General features: G+C 61.5%; 19 protein-coding genes. 6 read left to right on the top strand and 13 right to left on the bottom strand.

Annotated features, from left to right (window positions below):
• Positions 1-88 precede the first annotated feature (88 nt).
• The 4 genes from RIdsm_RS04755 (at position 89) to RIdsm_RS04745 (ending at position 1,787) form a co-directional block, all read left to right on the top strand.
• Positions 89-778 (top strand): GntR family transcriptional regulator, encoded by a 690-nt coding sequence (locus tag RIdsm_RS04755; protein WP_057819652.1) that lies wholly within the window; start codon positions 89-91, stop codon positions 776-778.
• Between the two features lie 181 nt (positions 779-959).
• The gene (locus tag RIdsm_RS30030; protein ID WP_177228425.1) at positions 960-1,112 is read left to right on the top strand and encodes a hypothetical protein; all 153 of its coding nucleotides are present in this window, start codon (positions 960-962) and stop codon (positions 1,110-1,112) included.
• Positions 1,054-1,464, top strand: a complete 411-nt coding sequence (locus RIdsm_RS30880) for an NAD(P)-binding domain-containing protein (RefSeq protein ID WP_082647495.1) — start codon at positions 1,054-1,056, stop codon at positions 1,462-1,464. Before RIdsm_RS30030 ends, RIdsm_RS30880 begins: the two co-directional genes overlap by 59 nt.
• 56 nt (positions 1,465-1,520) lie before the next feature.
• Positions 1,521-1,787 (top strand): NAD(P)-binding domain-containing protein, encoded by a 267-nt coding sequence (locus tag RIdsm_RS04745; protein ID WP_057819647.1) that lies wholly within the window; start codon positions 1,521-1,523, stop codon positions 1,785-1,787.
• Between the two features lie 100 nt (positions 1,788-1,887).
• Here the strand turns inward: RIdsm_RS04745 and RIdsm_RS04740 are convergent, their stop codons facing one another.
• The 6 genes from RIdsm_RS04740 to RIdsm_RS04720 all read right to left on the bottom strand — a co-directional run bounded on the left by RIdsm_RS04740 (position 1,888) and on the right by RIdsm_RS04720 (position 6,014).
• Positions 1,888-2,151, bottom strand: a complete 264-nt coding sequence (locus tag RIdsm_RS04740) for a hypothetical protein (RefSeq protein ID WP_074940294.1) — start codon at positions 2,149-2,151, stop codon at positions 1,888-1,890.
• Between the two features lie 24 nt (positions 2,152-2,175).
• Entirely contained in the window at positions 2,176-2,670 is a 495-nt protein-coding gene (locus tag RIdsm_RS04735) for a hypothetical protein (protein WP_074940292.1), read from the bottom strand.
• A 415-nt stretch (positions 2,671-3,085) separates the two neighbouring features.
• The gene (locus tag RIdsm_RS30335) at positions 3,086-3,334 is read right to left on the bottom strand and encodes a hypothetical protein (RefSeq protein ID WP_160325877.1); all 249 of its coding nucleotides are present in this window, start codon (positions 3,332-3,334) and stop codon (positions 3,086-3,088) included.
• 153 nt (positions 3,335-3,487) lie between these two features.
• A complete protein-coding gene (locus RIdsm_RS04730; RefSeq protein WP_074940288.1) occupies positions 3,488-3,742 on the bottom strand; it encodes a DUF6525 family protein in 255 nt (84 codons plus the stop codon).
• Positions 3,739-4,947: a GTP-binding protein gene (locus RIdsm_RS04725; protein ID WP_057819641.1), complete on the bottom strand. Its 1,209-nt coding sequence runs from the start codon at positions 4,945-4,947 to the stop codon at positions 3,739-3,741. The genes RIdsm_RS04730 and RIdsm_RS04725 overlap by 4 nt, the downstream gene beginning before the upstream one ends.
• Complete coding sequence (locus RIdsm_RS04720; RefSeq protein ID WP_236553376.1) at positions 4,944-6,014, bottom strand: CobW family GTP-binding protein; 1,071 nt, start codon at positions 6,012-6,014, stop codon at positions 4,944-4,946. Before RIdsm_RS04720 ends, RIdsm_RS04725 begins: the two co-directional genes overlap by 4 nt.
• 347 nt (positions 6,015-6,361) lie before the next feature.
• On the opposite strand from RIdsm_RS04720, the gene htpX reads away from it, so the two are divergent.
• Positions 6,362-7,285 (top strand): zinc metalloprotease HtpX, encoded by a 924-nt coding sequence (gene htpX, locus RIdsm_RS04715; RefSeq protein ID WP_057819636.1) that lies wholly within the window; start codon positions 6,362-6,364, stop codon positions 7,283-7,285.
• Positions 7,286-7,921: 636 nt separating this feature from the next.
• Here htpX and RIdsm_RS04710 read toward each other — a convergent pair.
• The 6 genes from RIdsm_RS04710 to RIdsm_RS04685 are packed head-to-tail and all read right to left on the bottom strand — an operon-like array spanning position 7,922 to position 14,224.
• Positions 7,922-9,382, bottom strand: a complete 1,461-nt coding sequence (locus RIdsm_RS04710) for a gamma-glutamyltransferase (RefSeq protein ID WP_057819634.1) — start codon at positions 9,380-9,382, stop codon at positions 7,922-7,924.
• A 12-nt stretch (positions 9,383-9,394) separates the two neighbouring features.
• On the bottom strand, positions 9,395-10,156 hold the full coding sequence (locus tag RIdsm_RS04705) for a maleate cis-trans isomerase family protein (protein ID WP_057819632.1): 762 nt from the start codon (positions 10,154-10,156) through the stop codon (positions 9,395-9,397).
• Positions 10,157-10,183: 27 nt separating this feature from the next.
• On the bottom strand, positions 10,184-11,491 hold the full coding sequence (locus RIdsm_RS04700) for a TRAP transporter large permease (RefSeq protein WP_057819629.1): 1,308 nt from the start codon (positions 11,489-11,491) through the stop codon (positions 10,184-10,186).
• Positions 11,492-11,493: 2 nt separating this feature from the next.
• Positions 11,494-12,066, bottom strand: a complete 573-nt coding sequence (locus RIdsm_RS04695; protein ID WP_057819627.1) for a TRAP transporter small permease — start codon at positions 12,064-12,066, stop codon at positions 11,494-11,496.
• Positions 12,059-13,057, bottom strand: a complete 999-nt coding sequence (locus RIdsm_RS04690; protein ID WP_057819625.1) for a TRAP transporter substrate-binding protein — start codon at positions 13,055-13,057, stop codon at positions 12,059-12,061. The genes RIdsm_RS04695 and RIdsm_RS04690 overlap by 8 nt, the downstream gene beginning before the upstream one ends.
• A gap of 30 nt (positions 13,058-13,087) precedes the next feature.
• Complete coding sequence (locus RIdsm_RS04685; RefSeq protein WP_057819623.1) at positions 13,088-14,224, bottom strand: M24 family metallopeptidase; 1,137 nt, start codon at positions 14,222-14,224, stop codon at positions 13,088-13,090.
• A gap of 195 nt (positions 14,225-14,419) precedes the next feature.
• On the opposite strand from RIdsm_RS04685, the gene RIdsm_RS04680 reads away from it, so the two are divergent.
• Positions 14,420-15,358, top strand: a complete 939-nt coding sequence (locus tag RIdsm_RS04680; protein WP_057819622.1) for a LysR substrate-binding domain-containing protein — start codon at positions 14,420-14,422, stop codon at positions 15,356-15,358.
• A gap of 234 nt (positions 15,359-15,592) precedes the next feature.
• Here the strand turns inward: RIdsm_RS04680 and RIdsm_RS04675 are convergent, their stop codons facing one another.
• Positions 15,593-16,738, bottom strand: coding sequence for a lytic murein transglycosylase (locus RIdsm_RS04675; protein ID WP_057819620.1), 1,146 nt, complete (start codon positions 16,736-16,738; stop codon positions 15,593-15,595).
• Positions 16,739-16,748: the final 10 nt, after the last annotated feature.

Here is a 16,748-nt window from a genome sequence, read left to right as displayed (position 1 = left end):
CGATGATGCGATTCGGTGATCATTGATTCTTGATCAATTTTATACCTCGCTATACATTCCTTCGCGATGAAAAGAAAAAGGCTCTCACATGAATGACCGGAAAACAGGCGCCACTCTCCCCGACTTCCAGCCGCGCCGGCGTATGTCCGATCTGGATCACGTCTACTCGCAACTGAGCCGGTCCATCATGATGGGAGAATTCGTTCCAGGACAGAAACTCAAGCTCAAGGAATTGGCCGAGGTATTCGACACCAGCCAGATGCCCGTACGAGAAGCCTTGAGTCGCCTTGTCGTTTCCCACGTTCTGGAGGCCGCGCCCAGAAAATCTGTGACGGTCCCGCAAGTCGACGCAAAACGGCTGGAAGACCTTATCAGCATCCGCATTGACCTTGAGTGCAAAGCGCTTCGCCTTGTCGCGTCCGAACCGAACCAGCCACTCGCAGATGACCTTGAAGCCATCAACTCGACCATGGACAAGGAAGCAGCCAGGACGAAGCCAAGCATTAAGAACTACTTGGCCATCAATCACGAGTTTCATTTCAGCATATATGAGCGAAGCGGAAACCCGGACCTTACCAGTATCATCGAAATCCTGTGGCTAAGATACGGGCCCCTGCTCAACCTCCTCAGGAACAACAGTCTCAACTTTGCCAAGCATGATCACCACGAAAAGATCATTCGGGCAGTTCGTATCGGCAATCCGGACCTTGGAGTCGAAGGACTGACAGGAGACCTTATGGAGGCGGCTGTCGTGATCAAGAACGCACTGGAACCCTAGTTCGCCTAGATCCCTAAGCAGGATGGTAGCGCGCTCGAAAATACGACCCTATCAGGCTTCGATACGGAAATACCGAGTTTGACAATACCGTAAGGTGCGTCGGCACTTCCGCACAGCCAACAAGACTATGATCGATAGAGTGCATATCCCATCAGACTAACGCCGGACTGGGTCGCAAACGGTGAAACAGGCTATCCGCTCCGCGATCCAGCTCGCCACGGATCTGCCTTCGCTGTTCAGGGCCAGCGGCGTCTACCCTCTGGCCGATATTCGGAATGCCGTTGCGGCGGCGGAAGCACCGCGGCGCGACGGCTTCATCTTCCTTAAACCGTAGGCGCAGTCCCCCGCCCGAGACATCTTGGGCCCGCCAACGGCGCCCGTACCGGAACAGGAGACACACCAAGAAAATCGGCATCCTTGGCGTCGGCACGGTCGGCACCACCCTTGGCAGGCACCTTTCAGCGGAGGGGCACCAGGTCCTGATCGCGAATGGCCGGGCGACGGAAACCCTTGCCGAAAAGGTAGGCAGGCTGGATCAGCCTCTCATCCCGGCCACGATAGATCAGTTGCTCGATCAGGCCCAGACGATCGCCCTCGCCATGCCTTGGCGCAACGTGCGCGATGCGCTGGATCGCGACATCGACTGGCACGGCATATTCTCGTCGATGCCACGAACATCATCCTGAGTATCACCCCCGACATCCAGACCGACGGTCTCGCGGACGACACCGGAAGCGAGGTCGTGGCACGCCTGGCGCCCCGTGCCCGCGCCGTCAAAGCCTTCAATACGCTGCCCTTTGAGACCATGTTCGCGCCCGTGCCATCGGGTTTCAGGCGTGTTCTATTCGTGGCCGGTGACGATCCGGACGCCGTATCGACCGTGTCGGACCTGATTGGGCAGATCGGCTTTCACCCCGTCGCGGCCGGGCCGCTTGCGGCGGCAGGTCTGTTAATGGAAGTCGGCGGAGCTTTCAGCAGACTCGACCTCTACGAGGTCGAGATGGCATGACATGCTGTCGCTAACCACCGAAAAAAAAGGCCAACATCGCGACAATCGACGGCTTCGTCACCGCCTGGAATGCAAAAGACACAGCCCGGGCGGTTTCCCGTCAGGCCGCTGACTTCAGGTTCACCTTCGGCAAGATCGGAAGAATGACGGATTTCCACCAGCCGGACTTTGCTGCCATGATACGACCAGCGTCGACATGGCCATAAAGCCCGGAACGACCTGGGCACGTGGACCCGTCGTCACTCATGAACGGGTGGACGAAATCCGATTCCGGGATGGAACGAAAGCCGGGGGCAAGTTCGTCGCCGTCTACACCTTCCGCGACGGTAAGAGCGTCGACTTCATCCACTTCGAGAGTCAGCACGATTTCCTGTCGGGAGCCCTGACTTCATTCGTCCGAAACGGCCAACTGATTGGGCTCAGAGGCGCGGAGCAAAAGATGTCCGCTTGGTCCCGCAGAGTGCACTTCAGCAAAGTTTGCAGCGAATGACCGCTTGCCGCCGATTTTGTGGAATAACGCCCGATCGCGCGTGCAGAAGATTGGGGTTCGTAACTGGTGCAGCGGCTTTCCCGTCTGGCTTTTCGCGTTTGCTGAAGTGCAGGAAATATTTTGGCCAGCTTCCGGAGATGTACCTTTTCGCACAACTGCCGCTCCGACAGGCTCGGCCGGCAGATAGGCAAACGCCCAGTTGTTGTAGCTGCCCTCGCCGCGATACCACAGCACCTTGTCATGCTCATTCTCGTCAAGGTTCCAGCGCGGCTTGGCCCCCTTGGAATAGCCCGAGATGATGAGTTTACGCCGATGCTGGGTCTCGGTGAACCGCGCGGTCAGGTCGCGACTGTTCCATTTCTGGCGGACCTCGCCTTGCAGCTGGCTGATCACATGAGCCCGATTTGCCCCACATTGTAGACTCTCGTGCTGTGCGGGGCGAACGGGAGCTTCAAGAACTAAAACACCGATAACATAATGCCCCCTACTCGCCCGTATCGAAAGAAACACCTGGGAGCTGATTACATCGCCCGAACGTCTTCATTCTGAAGCATGCATTCGCAATTCGTCGGATCAAACACCCGCAGGCTGGAGAGCCGAGATGTAAGTACATTTCCCCTTGCTTTGCCACCTGGCACATTTGTCTCTGCCCCGACCTTCGAAGCGGTAAGAATGAAGGCCGTCCTACATTTTCCAGGGCGTCGGAGGCGGTTACGAGGGAGAAGACGTGTCCAACATTACAGCCCATGTAAGCTTTTCAACATGGGCGAACGGGCAATCGGCTCGTATCGTTAATGACCGCGGCAGTTCAGCGCTGATACAGTCCGATGTGTTCTGCCGAAAGCGCTTGACCGACATCGGCGATCTGTGTCGTCAGGGCTTTGCCGAGAGGCGCCAATAGAACCCACACCCGTCCCCACATCATGTCGCACTGGCACGGCACTAAGGCATTCATCGACAAGAGTTTGTGGGCGCGGCCGGCATCCATCAGAGCCGAAAGGACCCGGTAGACCGTGGGCGGTGCAAGCCTGGCCCTGCCACCTTTCATGGCGTTCACGATCTCTTGGGCCGACAACCGGCGGCCATGGTTCCGGAGGGCATTCAAAACCTGCCATTGCCGGTCCTAGCTGCGTGTTCTTCGTCATCTCGTCATTTGGTAACCATACGTATCTTAATGAAACATGATCATTGCAGATGTTTGCCTGACCGGTCAGGCAGGATGAGACGTACTGTCACGGGCCAGTGCACGACGCTCGGCATGGTCGAGCCGTGCGAGCAACTCCTCGGGGCTTGCCCCCTCAGCCTGTGCCGCGCGCCAGATACGACGGCAGGAGGCTGGCGACCACGGCAGCGCCGCCTGCGCGAGCCACTGCCTCAGATGCGCGGGTAGCATGTCGTAGTCGCGCATCGGGTCGCAGGAGCGCCGATAACGGCGCACGCCGGTCGCGCCGAGGTTGGTTTTCATGCCGCCTCCGACCGGCGCCATTGCGGGAATGGATCAGGCAGGTCGGGCAGCGCGTCGGGGCCCGATGCTTGCTTTTCCGGCACCAGCACCGACTCCAGCCTCTCCCGAAGCGCCGGCCAGTCGATACCCGCACCGATAAAGACGATCTCCTGCCGCCGGTCACCCCAGGGCTCCTGCCAGTGGTTCGCCAGGTAGGTGCGCGCCTGCGGGTGATCGGGCCAGCGGTCCCCCGGAACCGACGCCCACCACGTGCCCAGCGGCGCCACCGTCGACAGGCTGCCCGCCAGTGAGAACTCCGCCACCCAGTCGGGCCGCGTGGCGATCCAGAAATGCCCCTTGGCACGGATCACCCCCGGCAAAGGTCCGTTCAACACGTCGTGGATCCCCTGCGGATCGAACGGGCGCCGCGCCCGGAAGACATGGGAACTCACCCCGTATTCCTCGGTTTCGGGCACATGTTCGGCGAAGCCATAGAGCTCCTTGGCCCACATCGGGTGCTCATGCGCCTTCTCGAAATCGAAAAGCCCGGTATCGAGAATCTCGCCGGCCGGGACGTTGGCGTGGTTGGTTTCGATGATGCGCGCATCGGCGTTGAGGCTGCGGATGATCTTACGCGCCGCGTCGGTCTTCTCCGGTCCGGCATCGGCCACCTTGTTGAGAATCACCACGTCGGCGAACTCGATCTGGTCGGTCAGCAGGTGCACCAGCGTGCGCTCGTCGGCCTCGCCCATGATCTCGCCCCGGTCGCGCAGGAAATCGTGGCTGGCATAGTCATTCAGCAGGTTTACCGCATCGACCACCGTGACCATCGTGTCGAGCCGGGCGACATCCGAAAGGCTGTCCCCGAACTCGTCGCGAAACTCGAAGGTCGCAGCCACGGGCAACGGTTCGGAAATGCCGGTGGACTCGATGAGCAGGTAATCGAACCGCCCGGCGGCGGAAAGCCGACGCACCTCGTCGAGCAGGTCGTCGCGCAAAGTGCAGCAGATACAGCCGTTTGACATCTCCACCAGCGTTTCGTCGGTGCGTGACAGCTCGGTATCGGCACGCACGAGATCGGCGTCGATGTTCACCTCCGACATGTCGTTGACGATCACGGCAACGCGACGCCCCTCGCGGTTGTTGAGCACGCGGTTCAGCAGCGTCGTCTTGCCGGCACCGAGGAATCCGGAAAGCACGGTCACGGGAAGTCTGGTATCGGTCATGGCATGGGGTCCTCTTCTTTGGTTTCGAATTCGGCGGCACGCGGCAGACGCGAGCGCAGGATATCGAGGCTTTGCTGAAGTTCCGGCCGGGTGATGTCGCGGGCGATCACCACGATCCGGGATTGCGTATCGTCGCCAGGCCAGTCCTCGACAGGCACAGGCGGGTCGAAGACATGCTGAACCCCGTGAAACACGAACGGTTTCGGCAGATCCTCGATATGAACGATGCCCTTGATCCGCAGGATGTCCGGCCCGCGCAGTGCGACGAGGCTTTCGAGCCAGAGGTCGAAGACGACATCCGGTACGGGCTTTTCGAGCACGATCGAGGCCGAGCCGATCCGGGCATCATGCGGCGAGGGTTGTGGCTTGCTTTCCTTTCGGCGGGTCAGGCCCGACAGGTTGGCCAGCGGGTCCGCCACGGGTTGCGACCGTGATAGCCAGGCCCGCGCGTCTTCAGGCCTCGCGCCCAGCCTCAGGGCCGACAGCCCCCAAAGCGAGCCTTGCGGCACCTTTCCCCGCTCCGCCCGCAGGATCTGGGCGGCCGGGTTGAGCCCGGCAATCCGCGCTTCGAAAAGCGCAGCGGCTTCGGTCGTCACGAGGTCGGCCTTGCTGAGAATGACAAGATCGGCCATCGCGATCTGCGACACGGCTTCGAACTGGCGGTCGAGCGTCCCCTGCCCCGTCGCGGCATCCGCAACGGTTACAACACCGTCCATCCGCACGTTTTGGGCAAGGTCCGGGTCGACAAGAAACGTCTGCAGGATCGGCCCCGGGTCGGCAAGCCCGGTCGTCTCGGTCACCACCCGCGTAAATTCAAGCGACCCGGCCGCGCGCCGCGCCAGAAGATCGCCGATCACCCGGCTGAGGTCGCCGCGCACCGAACAGCACAGGCAACCCGATTGCATCAGCACGATCTCTTCGTCCACCGCTTCGATCAGGTCGTGGTCGAGCCCGGCTTCACCAAACTCGTTAACGATGACCGCAATCCGTTCCTCGTCAGGACTGGCGAGTAGCCTGTTCAGGACGGTCGTCTTGCCGGCGCCGAGAAAGCCCGTGATCAGGGTCACGGGAAGGCGGGTATCTATCGGTTTCTTCGAAGGCATCATGAAAGAACGACGCAACCTATTGATAAGGTGTTATTTCCGACACTCCGGCCTCCACTGAATCGCCAAGTCGAGATGGGGTTAAAAGGGCGGGTACAGCTATCCGGGGGCATCCATGTCTCGATGTTATCTTATAACATTTATATCGATTTACATGATATGAGATAACATATCAAGCACCGACATCAGAAAGCTGACAGCGATATGAATCCACGTGATTTGACGTACATGCCCGACGCGCATGCTTGTACTCTCCGGAATCCCATACATATCTTCCCTGTTTGCCGAAGCGTAACTCCCCGGGGGCAGCCATGGGCTATGTGAAGACTGCGATACTGATGGCGGCCATGACCGCGCTTTTCATGGGCATCGGCTACCTGCTCGGTGGCTTGGGCGGCGCGACGATCGCTTTCGTCGTCGCGGCTGCCATGAACGCCTTCACCTGGTGGAACTCGGACCGCATGGTCCTTCGCATGCATAACGCCCAACCGGTTACCCGGGGCGACCGGACAGGGTTATATGAGATGACCGTCGACCTCGCGAACAAGGCGGGCCTGCCGGAACCCAAGGTTTATCTGATCGACACACCGCAGCCCAACGCCTTTGCCACGGGGCGCAACCCGGCGAATGCCGCGGTGGCGGTGACGTCGGGCCTGATGCGCAGCCTGAGCCGCGAGGAGCTGGCGGGCGTGATCGCGCACGAGCTGGCCCATATTCGCAACCATGACACCGCGATCATGACCGTCACGGCAACCTTCGCAGGTGCAATTTCGATGTTGGCCAACTTCGCACTGTTTTTCGGCGGCTCGCGAGAACGGCTCGGGCTGGTCGGCACGATCCTGATCATGATCCTCGCACCGCTTGCCGCCGCGCTGGTGCAGATGGCCATCAGCCGGACACGGGAGTATGCCGCCGACAAGTCCGGTGCAGAGATTTGCGGCGAACCGCTCTGGCTGGCTTCTGCGCTCGAGAAGATTGCCGCAGGAGCAGCCCGGATCGACAACGACGCGGCCGAGCGCAACCCGGCCACGGCGCATATGTTCATCATCAACCCCCTTCACGCCCACAAGCGGGACAATCTCTTTGCGACCCACCCCGCGACCGAGAACCGCGTGTCCGCTCTGCGCGCCATGGCAGGACGAACCCGGAATGCGCCGCGAACGGCCGCTCAGCCGATCTCGGAAAGCCGCATTCCCAATACGCGGCGCGGGAACAATCGGGGACCTTGGTCTTGATCCTGCCCGACCCGAGCCGCGCTCTGCAGCCCGCCGCAATCTTAGGTCATGCCTGAGATATCGTTCCGAGCGCCAAAGCCGCGAGCAAGTAGCGCACCGCGGTAATGCCACAATCCCGCCTGCCGATTGTCGGTGGTGATGCGGGCTCCAGCGACAGCTTGGAACTCGGCCATTTAGGCGAAGTCGCCGCCGGCCAATGTCTCCCGTCAAAGAGGTTAGATCTTCACGCTGCCACACCCCTGCGCGCACATCATCACGAAGCGTTCAGCGACAACATCGGGCGCTTGCACCAGCGGATCCCAAGCGTTGGCCTCGACAGGCTACCTGGTCGATCAGAGCCCCGCCAAGCAAGGCGTGAAGCGCCCGGCCCGTAGATTAGCCCAGCAGGTCCCACAGCGCCAATTCCGTCGTGCTGGCCCGGTTGGCATAGTCGATGCCGGGATGCAGCGAAATGAGGAAACATCTGCAAGACCTGATCTTCCTTGGCCTGCCTTCGACATGGCTTGAGCAGACCAAATCGTTTGCGCCACACTTTGAGAAACTAGTGTCGAGCGCCCTAGCGCCCTGACGTTCCAACCTTGTAACCCATGCAATTCGATGTATCGGCACGGTCCGTTTAGAAGCTAAGCGGACCCCTCAGAGCACAGCGTGCCACACCTCCCGCCGCCAATCAGACCCCGCAAAAGGTCGACCGGCCCCGAAACCGGCACAGACCACGCCACCGAAGCACAGGTCGCCATCGGGCCGCATAACGACCTCATGTCCCAGAGAATTCAAATGCTCCGCCTCAGGATGTCCCTGCGCAACCAATAGAACGCCGTCCTCGCTTCGCCAACGCGGCGCGTGGATTGCGGCGGCAAGATCAGTGCCACCTGCCCCGATCTTGGCCAGGATCTGCAACAGCGTCTGCACCTGTCCATCCGCACCTGGGGTGGCCATCGCGGTAACCTTCTTCCCTTCCCGAAAGATCATTGGTGCCAGAGTGTGCACCGGACGTTTTCCGGGGCCCGCATCGTTCGGGGCGGCGGTAAACCCCTCGGCCCGGTTATTAAGCACGAACCCCCCTTCTGGGACAAAGATGCAAGAGCCGAAGCTATCGAAAACGCTGATCAGGGAAGAGCAGACCTGCCCCTCCGCATCCGCCGTGGCAACGCCCGCAGTGTGCAAATAGGCGCGGGGCCCACCCCGACCGGAAGCCCGGTTCATGTCGATATCCAATGACTGGCCGAGCAGCGCTTCGCCCTCGGCCACTCTCGCGCGAAACTGGAAACTCGCTTCGGTGAGTTCAACGCACAGATGGTCGAGTGAGGCGGCATCAGCGATCGAGAGGCTCTGCAGGGTCTTCAGGCTCAGAGCCAACAGGACACCCTGGGTCATGGGGGGCTGCACCTCGACCTTGCCGCCTTGCCAATCAACGGTAACCGGCTCGCCTACGAAACTGCGATGCCGCCTCATATCGCGTTCTGTCAGCAACCCACCGCGTTTTTGCACTACCCGAGCGATGGCGGCGGCTATGGTGCCGTCGTAGAACGCCGCTTCGCCGTCAGTGCCGACGCGTTCCAGCAGCGTGGCGAGTTCAGGCTGGGTTACCGGCGCATCACCGGCGCCATCGCGCACGACCGACCAGCCTGACGCACCGCCGCTCGTCAAACGCTCGCGCTGTTCGGCGATCGACGCGCGGTCGCCGGCAGATAACGTGCAGCCATGTCGCGCCATCTCTATTGCCGGTGCAAGGCACGCGGCAAGCGGCAACCTTCCAAATAACCTATTGGCGTCGCACCACCCGGCGACAAGGCCCGGCACAGTGACAGACAAAGCCGGAGAGGTGACTTCGTGGAAAGACGGGTCCATCGGCGCCGCGCCGGTGCCGTTCACCGCCCGGGTGCCCTTCGCCGGATCGTGGACAAGCGCCAGCATATCACCGCCCAGTCCGCAACTGGCCGGGGCAACGACCGCGAGCGCCGCCTGCGCCGCGATCATCGCGTCGCAGGCATTGCCGCCATGTCCCAGCACCATCAGCCCGGCCCCGGCGGCAAGTGGATGCGCCGCAGAAACCGCACCCGTCCCGCCGGTCGTGATCGGTCGCACGCTACTCATTCATCCTCCTGGTCAGGCGCATCGGAACAACTGTCCGAAGCCACCGATCCGATCTTCTATCCCCGCAAGCCTCAGGCAATGCCAGAAGCTCGCCTGATTGCTGCAGATCACCGGCTTGCCCGTGGCCGCCTCGACCTCCTCGACAATGTCGAGCGAACGAAGCGCCCCGCAACTGAGGAAAATCGCGTCGGCTTCAGGTCGGTCGAGCGATATGGCAAAGTCGCGCAGATAGCCGGGCGAGACACGATTCATCTCGACATCGGTCATCAGGCCCAAGCCGGATAGCGCCGCGATGCCGATGCCCGCCGTCTCGAAGTAACGACGTTCCAGGTCGTTGATGTCGGCGGTGTATGCGGTGCCAAGGCTGATGGTTTCCGCGCCCAGCGCATCAAGCGCCGCACGCACTCCGCTCAGCAGCGTTGTCGCCGTCGCCCCGGAGGCATGGGCGGACAACTTCGCAGAAATCCTGCCTTCCCCGATCACGAAACTTCCGGCGGTGCAGTTGTAGCAGAGCACGTCGATATCGGATCGCGCCGGCAGGAAGGCCGCAAGTGTAGCATCGAGGTCGGCCTCCATCCCGGCAAGGCTTTCCACCGTGCATTCGGTGCGCATTGGCATATGGGTGAAACTAAGCCCCACCCCAGGCGGCGCCATGCGTGCCATTTCGCCCTCGGTCAGTCCGGCATTGGCCACGCAGATGAACCCGATGCGGCCGCGCGGATAAGGCCCGTCATCGAAGGCGATAGTGTCGATCGATTGAATGTCGTCGCGCATCCGCACTCCTTCCCTTACTCCCCGGCCTCAATTCCTCGACGTCAATGCATGAGGCAGCCACAGTGCAATGTCGGGGAACGCCACAAGCAGCAGCACCGAAATCAGCATGATCCCGAACAGAGGCGCGGCCGCGCGCGAGACGAAGCCAAGGCCGCGCCCGGTCATGTTCTGCACGAGGAACAGGTTGAAACCTATCGGCGGCGTGATCAATGCCATCTCGCCGACCAGCACGATGAAGATGCCGAACCAGACCATGTCGATACCGGCGCTGCGTGTCAGCGGCTCGACCACGGCGATCGTCAGAACGATCATCGATATTCCGTCAAGAAAGCAACCCAAAACCATGTAGAGCAGCATCAGCGACAGGATCAGCGACGTGCGCGAAAGCTCCATCTCCACCACCCATTCCGCCAGAGCACGGGGCAGGCCAGTGAAGCCCATCGCCAGTGTGAGGAAGGCCGAGCCAGCCAGGAGCAGCGTGATCATCGAGGTGGTGCGCACCGTTCCCATCAGCGACTCTCGCAGCGACGCCACCGTAAGCGATCCCTGCGCCGCCGACAGTGCCAGCGCGCCCACCACGCCCAGCACCGCCGCTTCCGTCGGGGCGGCAATGCCGGTGTAGATCGATCCAACCACCACAACGATCAGTCCAACCACAGGTAGCAACTTGGGCAGCGCGTAGAGCTTCTCATGCCAGTTTGACGGGTTCTCTCGCATCGCCCGGCCATCGCGCGTGAAGAGCCCCCAGCCGACATTGTAGGCAAGGAAGAGCCCCGCCAACATCAAACCGGGCAAGAGCCCTGCCATGAACAGCCGGGCGATCGATTCCTGCACCATGATGCCGTAGATGATCATCGTGATCGACGGCGGGATCAGCAGGCCGAGCGTGCCGGCCCCGGCCAGTGTGCCCGCGACCATCGAATCCGGATAGCCCCGCTTCTTCAGCTCCGGCATGGTGATCTTGCCCACCGTCAGCAGCGTCGCCGCCGACGATCCCGAGATCGCCGCGAAGGCGGTGCAGCCCGCCACATTCACGTGCAAAAGTCCGCCGGGCCAGTTCCTCAGCAGCGGAGAGAGCCCTTCAAACAGGCTTCGAGACAGGCGCGTGCGGAACAGGATCTCGCCCATCCAAATGAAAAGCGGAAGCGACGCGAGCCCCCAGAGAGAGATATGCGACCATACGACCGTCGCCATCGCCGGACCAATGGGCCGGCTGGTAAACAGCGACATCGCCAGCGCGCCGACGATCATCAGCGCTGCACCGACCCAGACACCGGTTGCCAACACCGCGATAAGGATCGCCGCGAAGATCAGCCCCATGGTAATCGGATCCATCCCTACTCCTTCCCGGGTTCGACGAGCAGGGCCTCGTCATTGTCACGAATGCGACTTTCGCCGGTCAGTGCGTAGTGCAATGCGGCATGGACAAGAGCGATGGCGAAAACAACAAGACCGATGGCCGCCGGAAGCTGCGGCAGCCAGAGCGGCAGCCCATCGGAACCGTCGCTGATATCGCCGTAGATCCAGGATATGCGGACCATTCGCAGGAAATAGAAAGCCAGGAAACAGACCGCCACCGAGGCTGCGGCGGTCGCGAACTGGTCGAGCCTCCGGCGCAGGCCTGGCGGGCAGGCATTGAGCCCCAGATCGACACGGATATGCGCGCCTGCGCCGAAGGCATAGGCACAGCCCAACGACCCGGCGGCGGCCATGGCATAGCCCGCCCCCTCCGTAAGGCCGCCGACATAGACGCCCATCAGCCGCGTCACGACGCTGGCCCCGACAAAGACGGCAATAAGAACGACCGCGACCGCCGCCAACGCCCCGCAGAACCGGTACAGCCGGTCGAGCGCGGTTTCGACATACCAAACCGCGCCCCCGATACCGTTGTGGCGGTCGGGGTCAGCCACGATAGGCCGCCAACACCTTTTCACCGACCTCGCCGGCGCTTTCGGCCCATTCCTCGGCCATGGTAGCGCCGATCTCGCGCAGCCCGCCGATCAGCTCGTCAGAGGGCGCCTCGACGATCATGCCGTTCTCTTCCATCGTCTTGATGTAACCTTCGTTCTGCACTTCCATCTCGTCCCACACGGCGGCCTCGGTCTCAGCCGATACGTCGAGCACGACGGAACGGGTATCGTCCCCCAGGCTGTTCCAGGACTCCAGGTTCACGATAACCCCCGACTTCGGCATCCAGGCGTTGATCGTATAAAAATGGTCTACATAATCCCAGATTTTCTGGAACACCCCGATGGCGCCCGACGCGGTCATCGCTTCTGCCTGCCCGGTCGAGAAAGCCTGAGCGATGCCGCTGGCCTCGGTCTTGGTCGGGATGGCACCCATCAGTTCCGCAAGCCTGGTCGTTGAGCCGTCATAGGCACGGAAGCGCACACCTTCCATGTCCGCGACCGAGCTTACCGGCTTGGCCGAGAACAGCCCCTGAGGCGGCCAGATCGGAGCGAAGAGCAGCTTCAGTCCGCGCTCTTCCAGTGCAGCTTCCACATAGGGGCGTGAGGCGTCGTAAAGCCGCCGTGCCTCTTCGCGGTTGGTGGCGAGGAACGGCACCGTATCGACCCCCATGACCGGGGCCTCGGCCGCATGTGGCGCCAGGAAACGCGCACCGATGGGCACCTGCCCTTCACGCACGGCTCGCAGGATGTCCGACCCTCCGTAAAGCGAGCCGCCGGGATGCACCGTGATCGAAAGTTCACCGCCTGTCTTGTCGGCGATCTTCTCGGCAAAGGAAACATAGGATTTCGAGATGAAATTCCCGGCACTATAGGCCGCCGGCATGTCCCAATTCTGGGCCGCAAGCGTCATCCGCGGCGTCAGAACGGTGGCGAGGCCGCCAAGCAGCCCGAGTTTCAGGCTCTGACGACGCGATAGGTTCAGGTTGGTCATATCTTGGCTCCCTTGAGGTTTCATTATTGCTTATGGATCAACCGAGACCAGCTCACGCGGGAAATCGGTAAGCAGGTCGCAACCGGTTTCGGTAATGCGCACGCTGTCGCTGAAGCACATGCCGAAGTCTTTCTTGAAAAGTGTCGGTATGACGTGAAACGTCATGCCGGGCTGCAAGACGAGCGGGTCGTCGGGACGGATGGCGTATATGTGGCCTTCCGACCAGTTCGGCGGGAATCCGATTCCGATGCCATAGGCCGAGCGGTGTCGGAAATAGGCGCCCAGACCGCGTCGTTCGACCACCTCTCGGCAGGTCTGGTCGACCTCTCCGGCGGTCAGGCCCGGTTTCATCGCCCCTATGGCAGCTTCCAGCACGCCCTTGAGCGCATCGGCAGCCTCCAGCTGTTCATCCGTCGGTGGGCCCACCACCACGGGGCGGGATAGCATCGCGTGCAGCCGGTTCACGCACCCCGCACCTTCGAGCAGAACAACGTCGCCGCGCCGAACTTCACGCCGGCGCCACATCGCGAAGCAAAGCGAGGTGGCCGGCCCGCTCACCACCAACGGAGGATGCCCCAGATACTCGCTTCCGGCGCGTATGTTGGCCTCGAACATGGCCGCCGCGATATCGTTTTCCGTGCAACCGGGCCGCACTGCGTCGATCGCCGCCCGCAAGCCTGCTTCCGCCGCGCGCGCCGCCCTTTGCATGCAGTCCAGCTCCCAATCTGATTTCACCACGCGCCGAGCCTCGATCTCGCCGCCCCAGCTTTCCAGCTGGCATTCCGACAAGACCGCCAGCTGCTGGAAATCGGCGACAGACAGATGCCGGGTGTTGGTTTCCACGCCGATCCGCGCCCCGGCACCGAGTTGATCGAGAAAGCCCGCGAGCACCGCGACCGGCTCCTCGGTATCGCGAACCGCCTCGAACGCGCCGATGGTCGGGTGCGCCATCGCCAGATCTCGGTTCACGATCCGTGCGATGATTGTCGGGCGGCCAGTCTGGCCCACAAACGTGGCGTGAAAGGTAAAATAGCCAATCGTCTGATAGCCCGTCAGCCAGAACAGGTTCTCGGGGTCAAAGATCAGTACGCCATTCAGGCCCCGCTCCTTGATGGTCTGCTGGAGGTCGGCCAGCCTGTCGTCGTAGACGCTTTGCCCTGCCGGCAAGAGATCCCATGGGTCGCTGTCAATTTGTAGTTTTGGTTCTGCCATTCTGCCTGCCCCACGGGACTGAAACGTTGCCTTGATCTCGTGGGATATTGCAAAGCATCCAAGCATAAGGAAAATACAAAAATCTTCACCAAGACCAAAAATAAGTTATGCTTGGAAAGAACCGGGCTTAGTGGCATTGGAAACCCGAACGTGAACATCCGTCAGATCGAAGTCTTCCACGCCGTAATGGAAGCCGGCTCCGTCACGGGCGCCGCGGCCGCACTGCGGGTGTCTCAGCCCTCCGTCAGCAAGCATCTGCGATTACTGGAAGCCGACCTGGGCTTCGACCTGTTCGAACGCTTCGGCAACCGGCTGACCGCCACCACGGAAGCAGAGGCGCTCTTTCACAAGATCGAGCGGACCTACCAGGGGCTCTCCCACCTGTCCCGCTTCGCGGAAAGCCTCAAGAACCATCCTTCAGGCGAAACATCCGCAGCCGCGATGCCGCTGCTTGCGAGAAGATGGCTACCTGACGTTGTCTCACCTTTCCTGCAAGAACACGCGGGTGCCTCGATTGCTTTGCCAGTGCGAAGCTCGCACTGGATCATGGAGGCCACAGCCTCCGGCAAGATCGATATCGGCCTCGTACTCGATACTGGCGAAGACATTGATACGCATCGTGAGCGGCTTTTGCGCATACCTCTCGTCTGCGCCTTTCAAAGCGGACATCCCTTCAACGGGCGCGATCGCATCTCGGTGTCCGACTTGTCTGGTGAAACATTGATAACCTTGTCGAATTTCGACCAGTGGCGCCTCACGGTCGAGACGGAGCTGGAAGCGGCCGGCATTCGTCCAACGCGGCGGGTCGACACCTTTACAACGCAGATTGCCTGCGAATTGGCCGCGCGTGGTTCAGGTGTCACTGTGGTCGATCTGTTAACCGCGATAGAATATCAAGCACGGGGACTTGAATGGAGGCCATTCGAGCCTGAGCTTTCCTTCGACATCGCGTTGATCCGCCCCTTGACCAGAACAAGGTCACGACTTTCGAATGAACTTGTTCAACGGCTGAAAGAGGCGGCTACGAAAACCCAAGACGAACTCATCGCTGCGCATGCAGGTGACTGCCTTCGTTCATCTTCCACTTAGCCGAAAACAACAGCAATCCTGATTTCAGCTCACACCGAACCCACAAGCACCCCCTCTCCGGCGCGCGACGGAAGGACGGTTACTGACCAGCGAGACGAGAGTGACCCGACGGCCATTCAACATCTCGACAGGCAATCTCCATAACCGACCCTAACACGCTACCAGGAAGGGAACATCTGAGCCTTCTTGAGAAACTGACCAACACCGCAAAACGCGGGATCAGTCAAAGAGGCGTCATCTGAGACCAGCCAGGAGTTCGGTCGACGGCTCGCCTGTCACCGGCAGCCCCCGGCTTGACTGGTAGGCGCGCAAGGCCTCGCGCGTGTCGGGGCCGATGACGCCATCTGCGCCGCCCGTGTCAAACCCGCGTCTGGTCAGACCTTGCTGCAGGGCAATGCGATCATCCTTCGTCAAGCCGTTGGCGTCTGGCGGAAAGGACGTGCGCAGCGGGCCGGCCCCGCCGATCCGATCTGCCAGATGCCCGACCCCGATCGCGTAGGCGTCGGAGTTGTTGTACCTCTTGATCACCCGGAAATTCCCGGTGACCGCAAACCGTGGCCCTCCCGCCTGGGGTTGCAGCACATTTCCGGACGTGCCCGAGGACACCTCGCGCCCCCAGCCCTGACCGCGGGTCCAGCCGTTGCGCGAAAGATAGGCCGCCGCAGACGCAAGCGCATCGGAGGGATCCTCCGACCAGATATCCCGCCGCCCGTCGCCCGTGAAATCCACGGCAAAGGCCTGGTAGGAGGTCGGGATGAACTGCGTGTGCCCCATGGCCCCGGCCCAGCTCCCGGTCATCCGGCCCGGGGTCACGTCGCCATTCTGCAGAATGCGCAACGCGGCAAGCAACTGCTTCTCGAAAAACGTCCCGCGACGCCCGTCATAGGCCAGCGTCGACGTGGCAGAGACGACGGGAACATTGCCCCGACGCTCACCGTAGAAACTTTCCAGACCCCAGATGGCGGTCACGATCTCGGCGTCCACGCCGTATTGGCTTTCAATAGCGCTGAGCGTGGCCCTGTGCCGTTGCAGAGCGGCCCGGCCCTTCATCACGCGCTCGTCCGAGGCGGCAATCGAGAGATAGTCCTCGAGGGTGCGGTCGAATTCGGTCTGGTTGCGATCCCGTTTGATCACGCCGGGCAGATAGCCTGTTCCGCGGAACCCGGCGTTGAGCGTGGTTTCGCTTATACCCTGTCGAACGGCCCGACTCCGGAAGGAAGCGACCCAGGTGTCATACCCTTCATTGCGTACAGGCTGAAGATCGGCGGGCAGCGACTCGGCCCCGCGCGTGTACTCGGAACGCGTGCCACTGACGCCCGTACATGCGGAAAGGCTGAGAACTGCGGCCCCAAGACCGAACTGACGGCGCGACAAGAACATTCTTCACAGG

Source organism: Roseovarius indicus, from assembly GCF_008728195.1.
Taxonomy (GTDB): Bacteria; Pseudomonadota; Alphaproteobacteria; order Rhodobacterales; family Rhodobacteraceae; genus Roseovarius; species Roseovarius indicus.
The sequence above is the reverse complement of the archived record's forward strand: the minus strand, read 5'-3'. Positions and strand labels throughout refer to the sequence as shown.

Bases quoted from the DNA above. Each gene is read 5' to 3' on its own strand.
- RIdsm_RS04755 (WP_057819652.1), top strand. From the start codon at position 89: ATGAATGACCGGAAAACAGGCGCCACTCTCCCCGACTTCCAGCCGCGC.
- RIdsm_RS30880 (WP_082647495.1), top strand. From the start codon at position 1,054: ATGCCGTTGCGGCGGCGGAAGCACCGCGGCGCGACGGCTTCATCTTCC.
- RIdsm_RS04730 (WP_074940288.1), bottom strand. From the start codon at position 3,742: ATGAAAACCAACCTCGGCGCGACCGGCGTGCGCCGTTATCGGCGCTCC.
- RIdsm_RS04725 (WP_057819641.1), bottom strand. From the start codon at position 4,947: ATGACCGATACCAGACTTCCCGTGACCGTGCTTTCCGGATTCCTCGGT.
- htpX (WP_057819636.1), top strand. From the start codon at position 6,362: ATGGGCTATGTGAAGACTGCGATACTGATGGCGGCCATGACCGCGCTT.
- RIdsm_RS04710 (WP_057819634.1), bottom strand. From the start codon at position 9,382: ATGAGTAGCGTGCGACCGATCACGACCGGCGGGACGGGTGCGGTTTCT.
- RIdsm_RS04705 (WP_057819632.1), bottom strand. From the start codon at position 10,156: ATGCGCGACGACATTCAATCGATCGACACTATCGCCTTCGATGACGGG.
- RIdsm_RS04700 (WP_057819629.1), bottom strand. From the start codon at position 11,491: ATGGATCCGATTACCATGGGGCTGATCTTCGCGGCGATCCTTATCGCG.
- RIdsm_RS04690 (WP_057819625.1), bottom strand. From the start codon at position 13,057: ATGACCAACCTGAACCTATCGCGTCGTCAGAGCCTGAAACTCGGGCTG.
- RIdsm_RS04675 (WP_057819620.1), bottom strand. From the start codon at position 16,738: ATGTTCTTGTCGCGCCGTCAGTTCGGTCTTGGGGCCGCAGTTCTCAGC.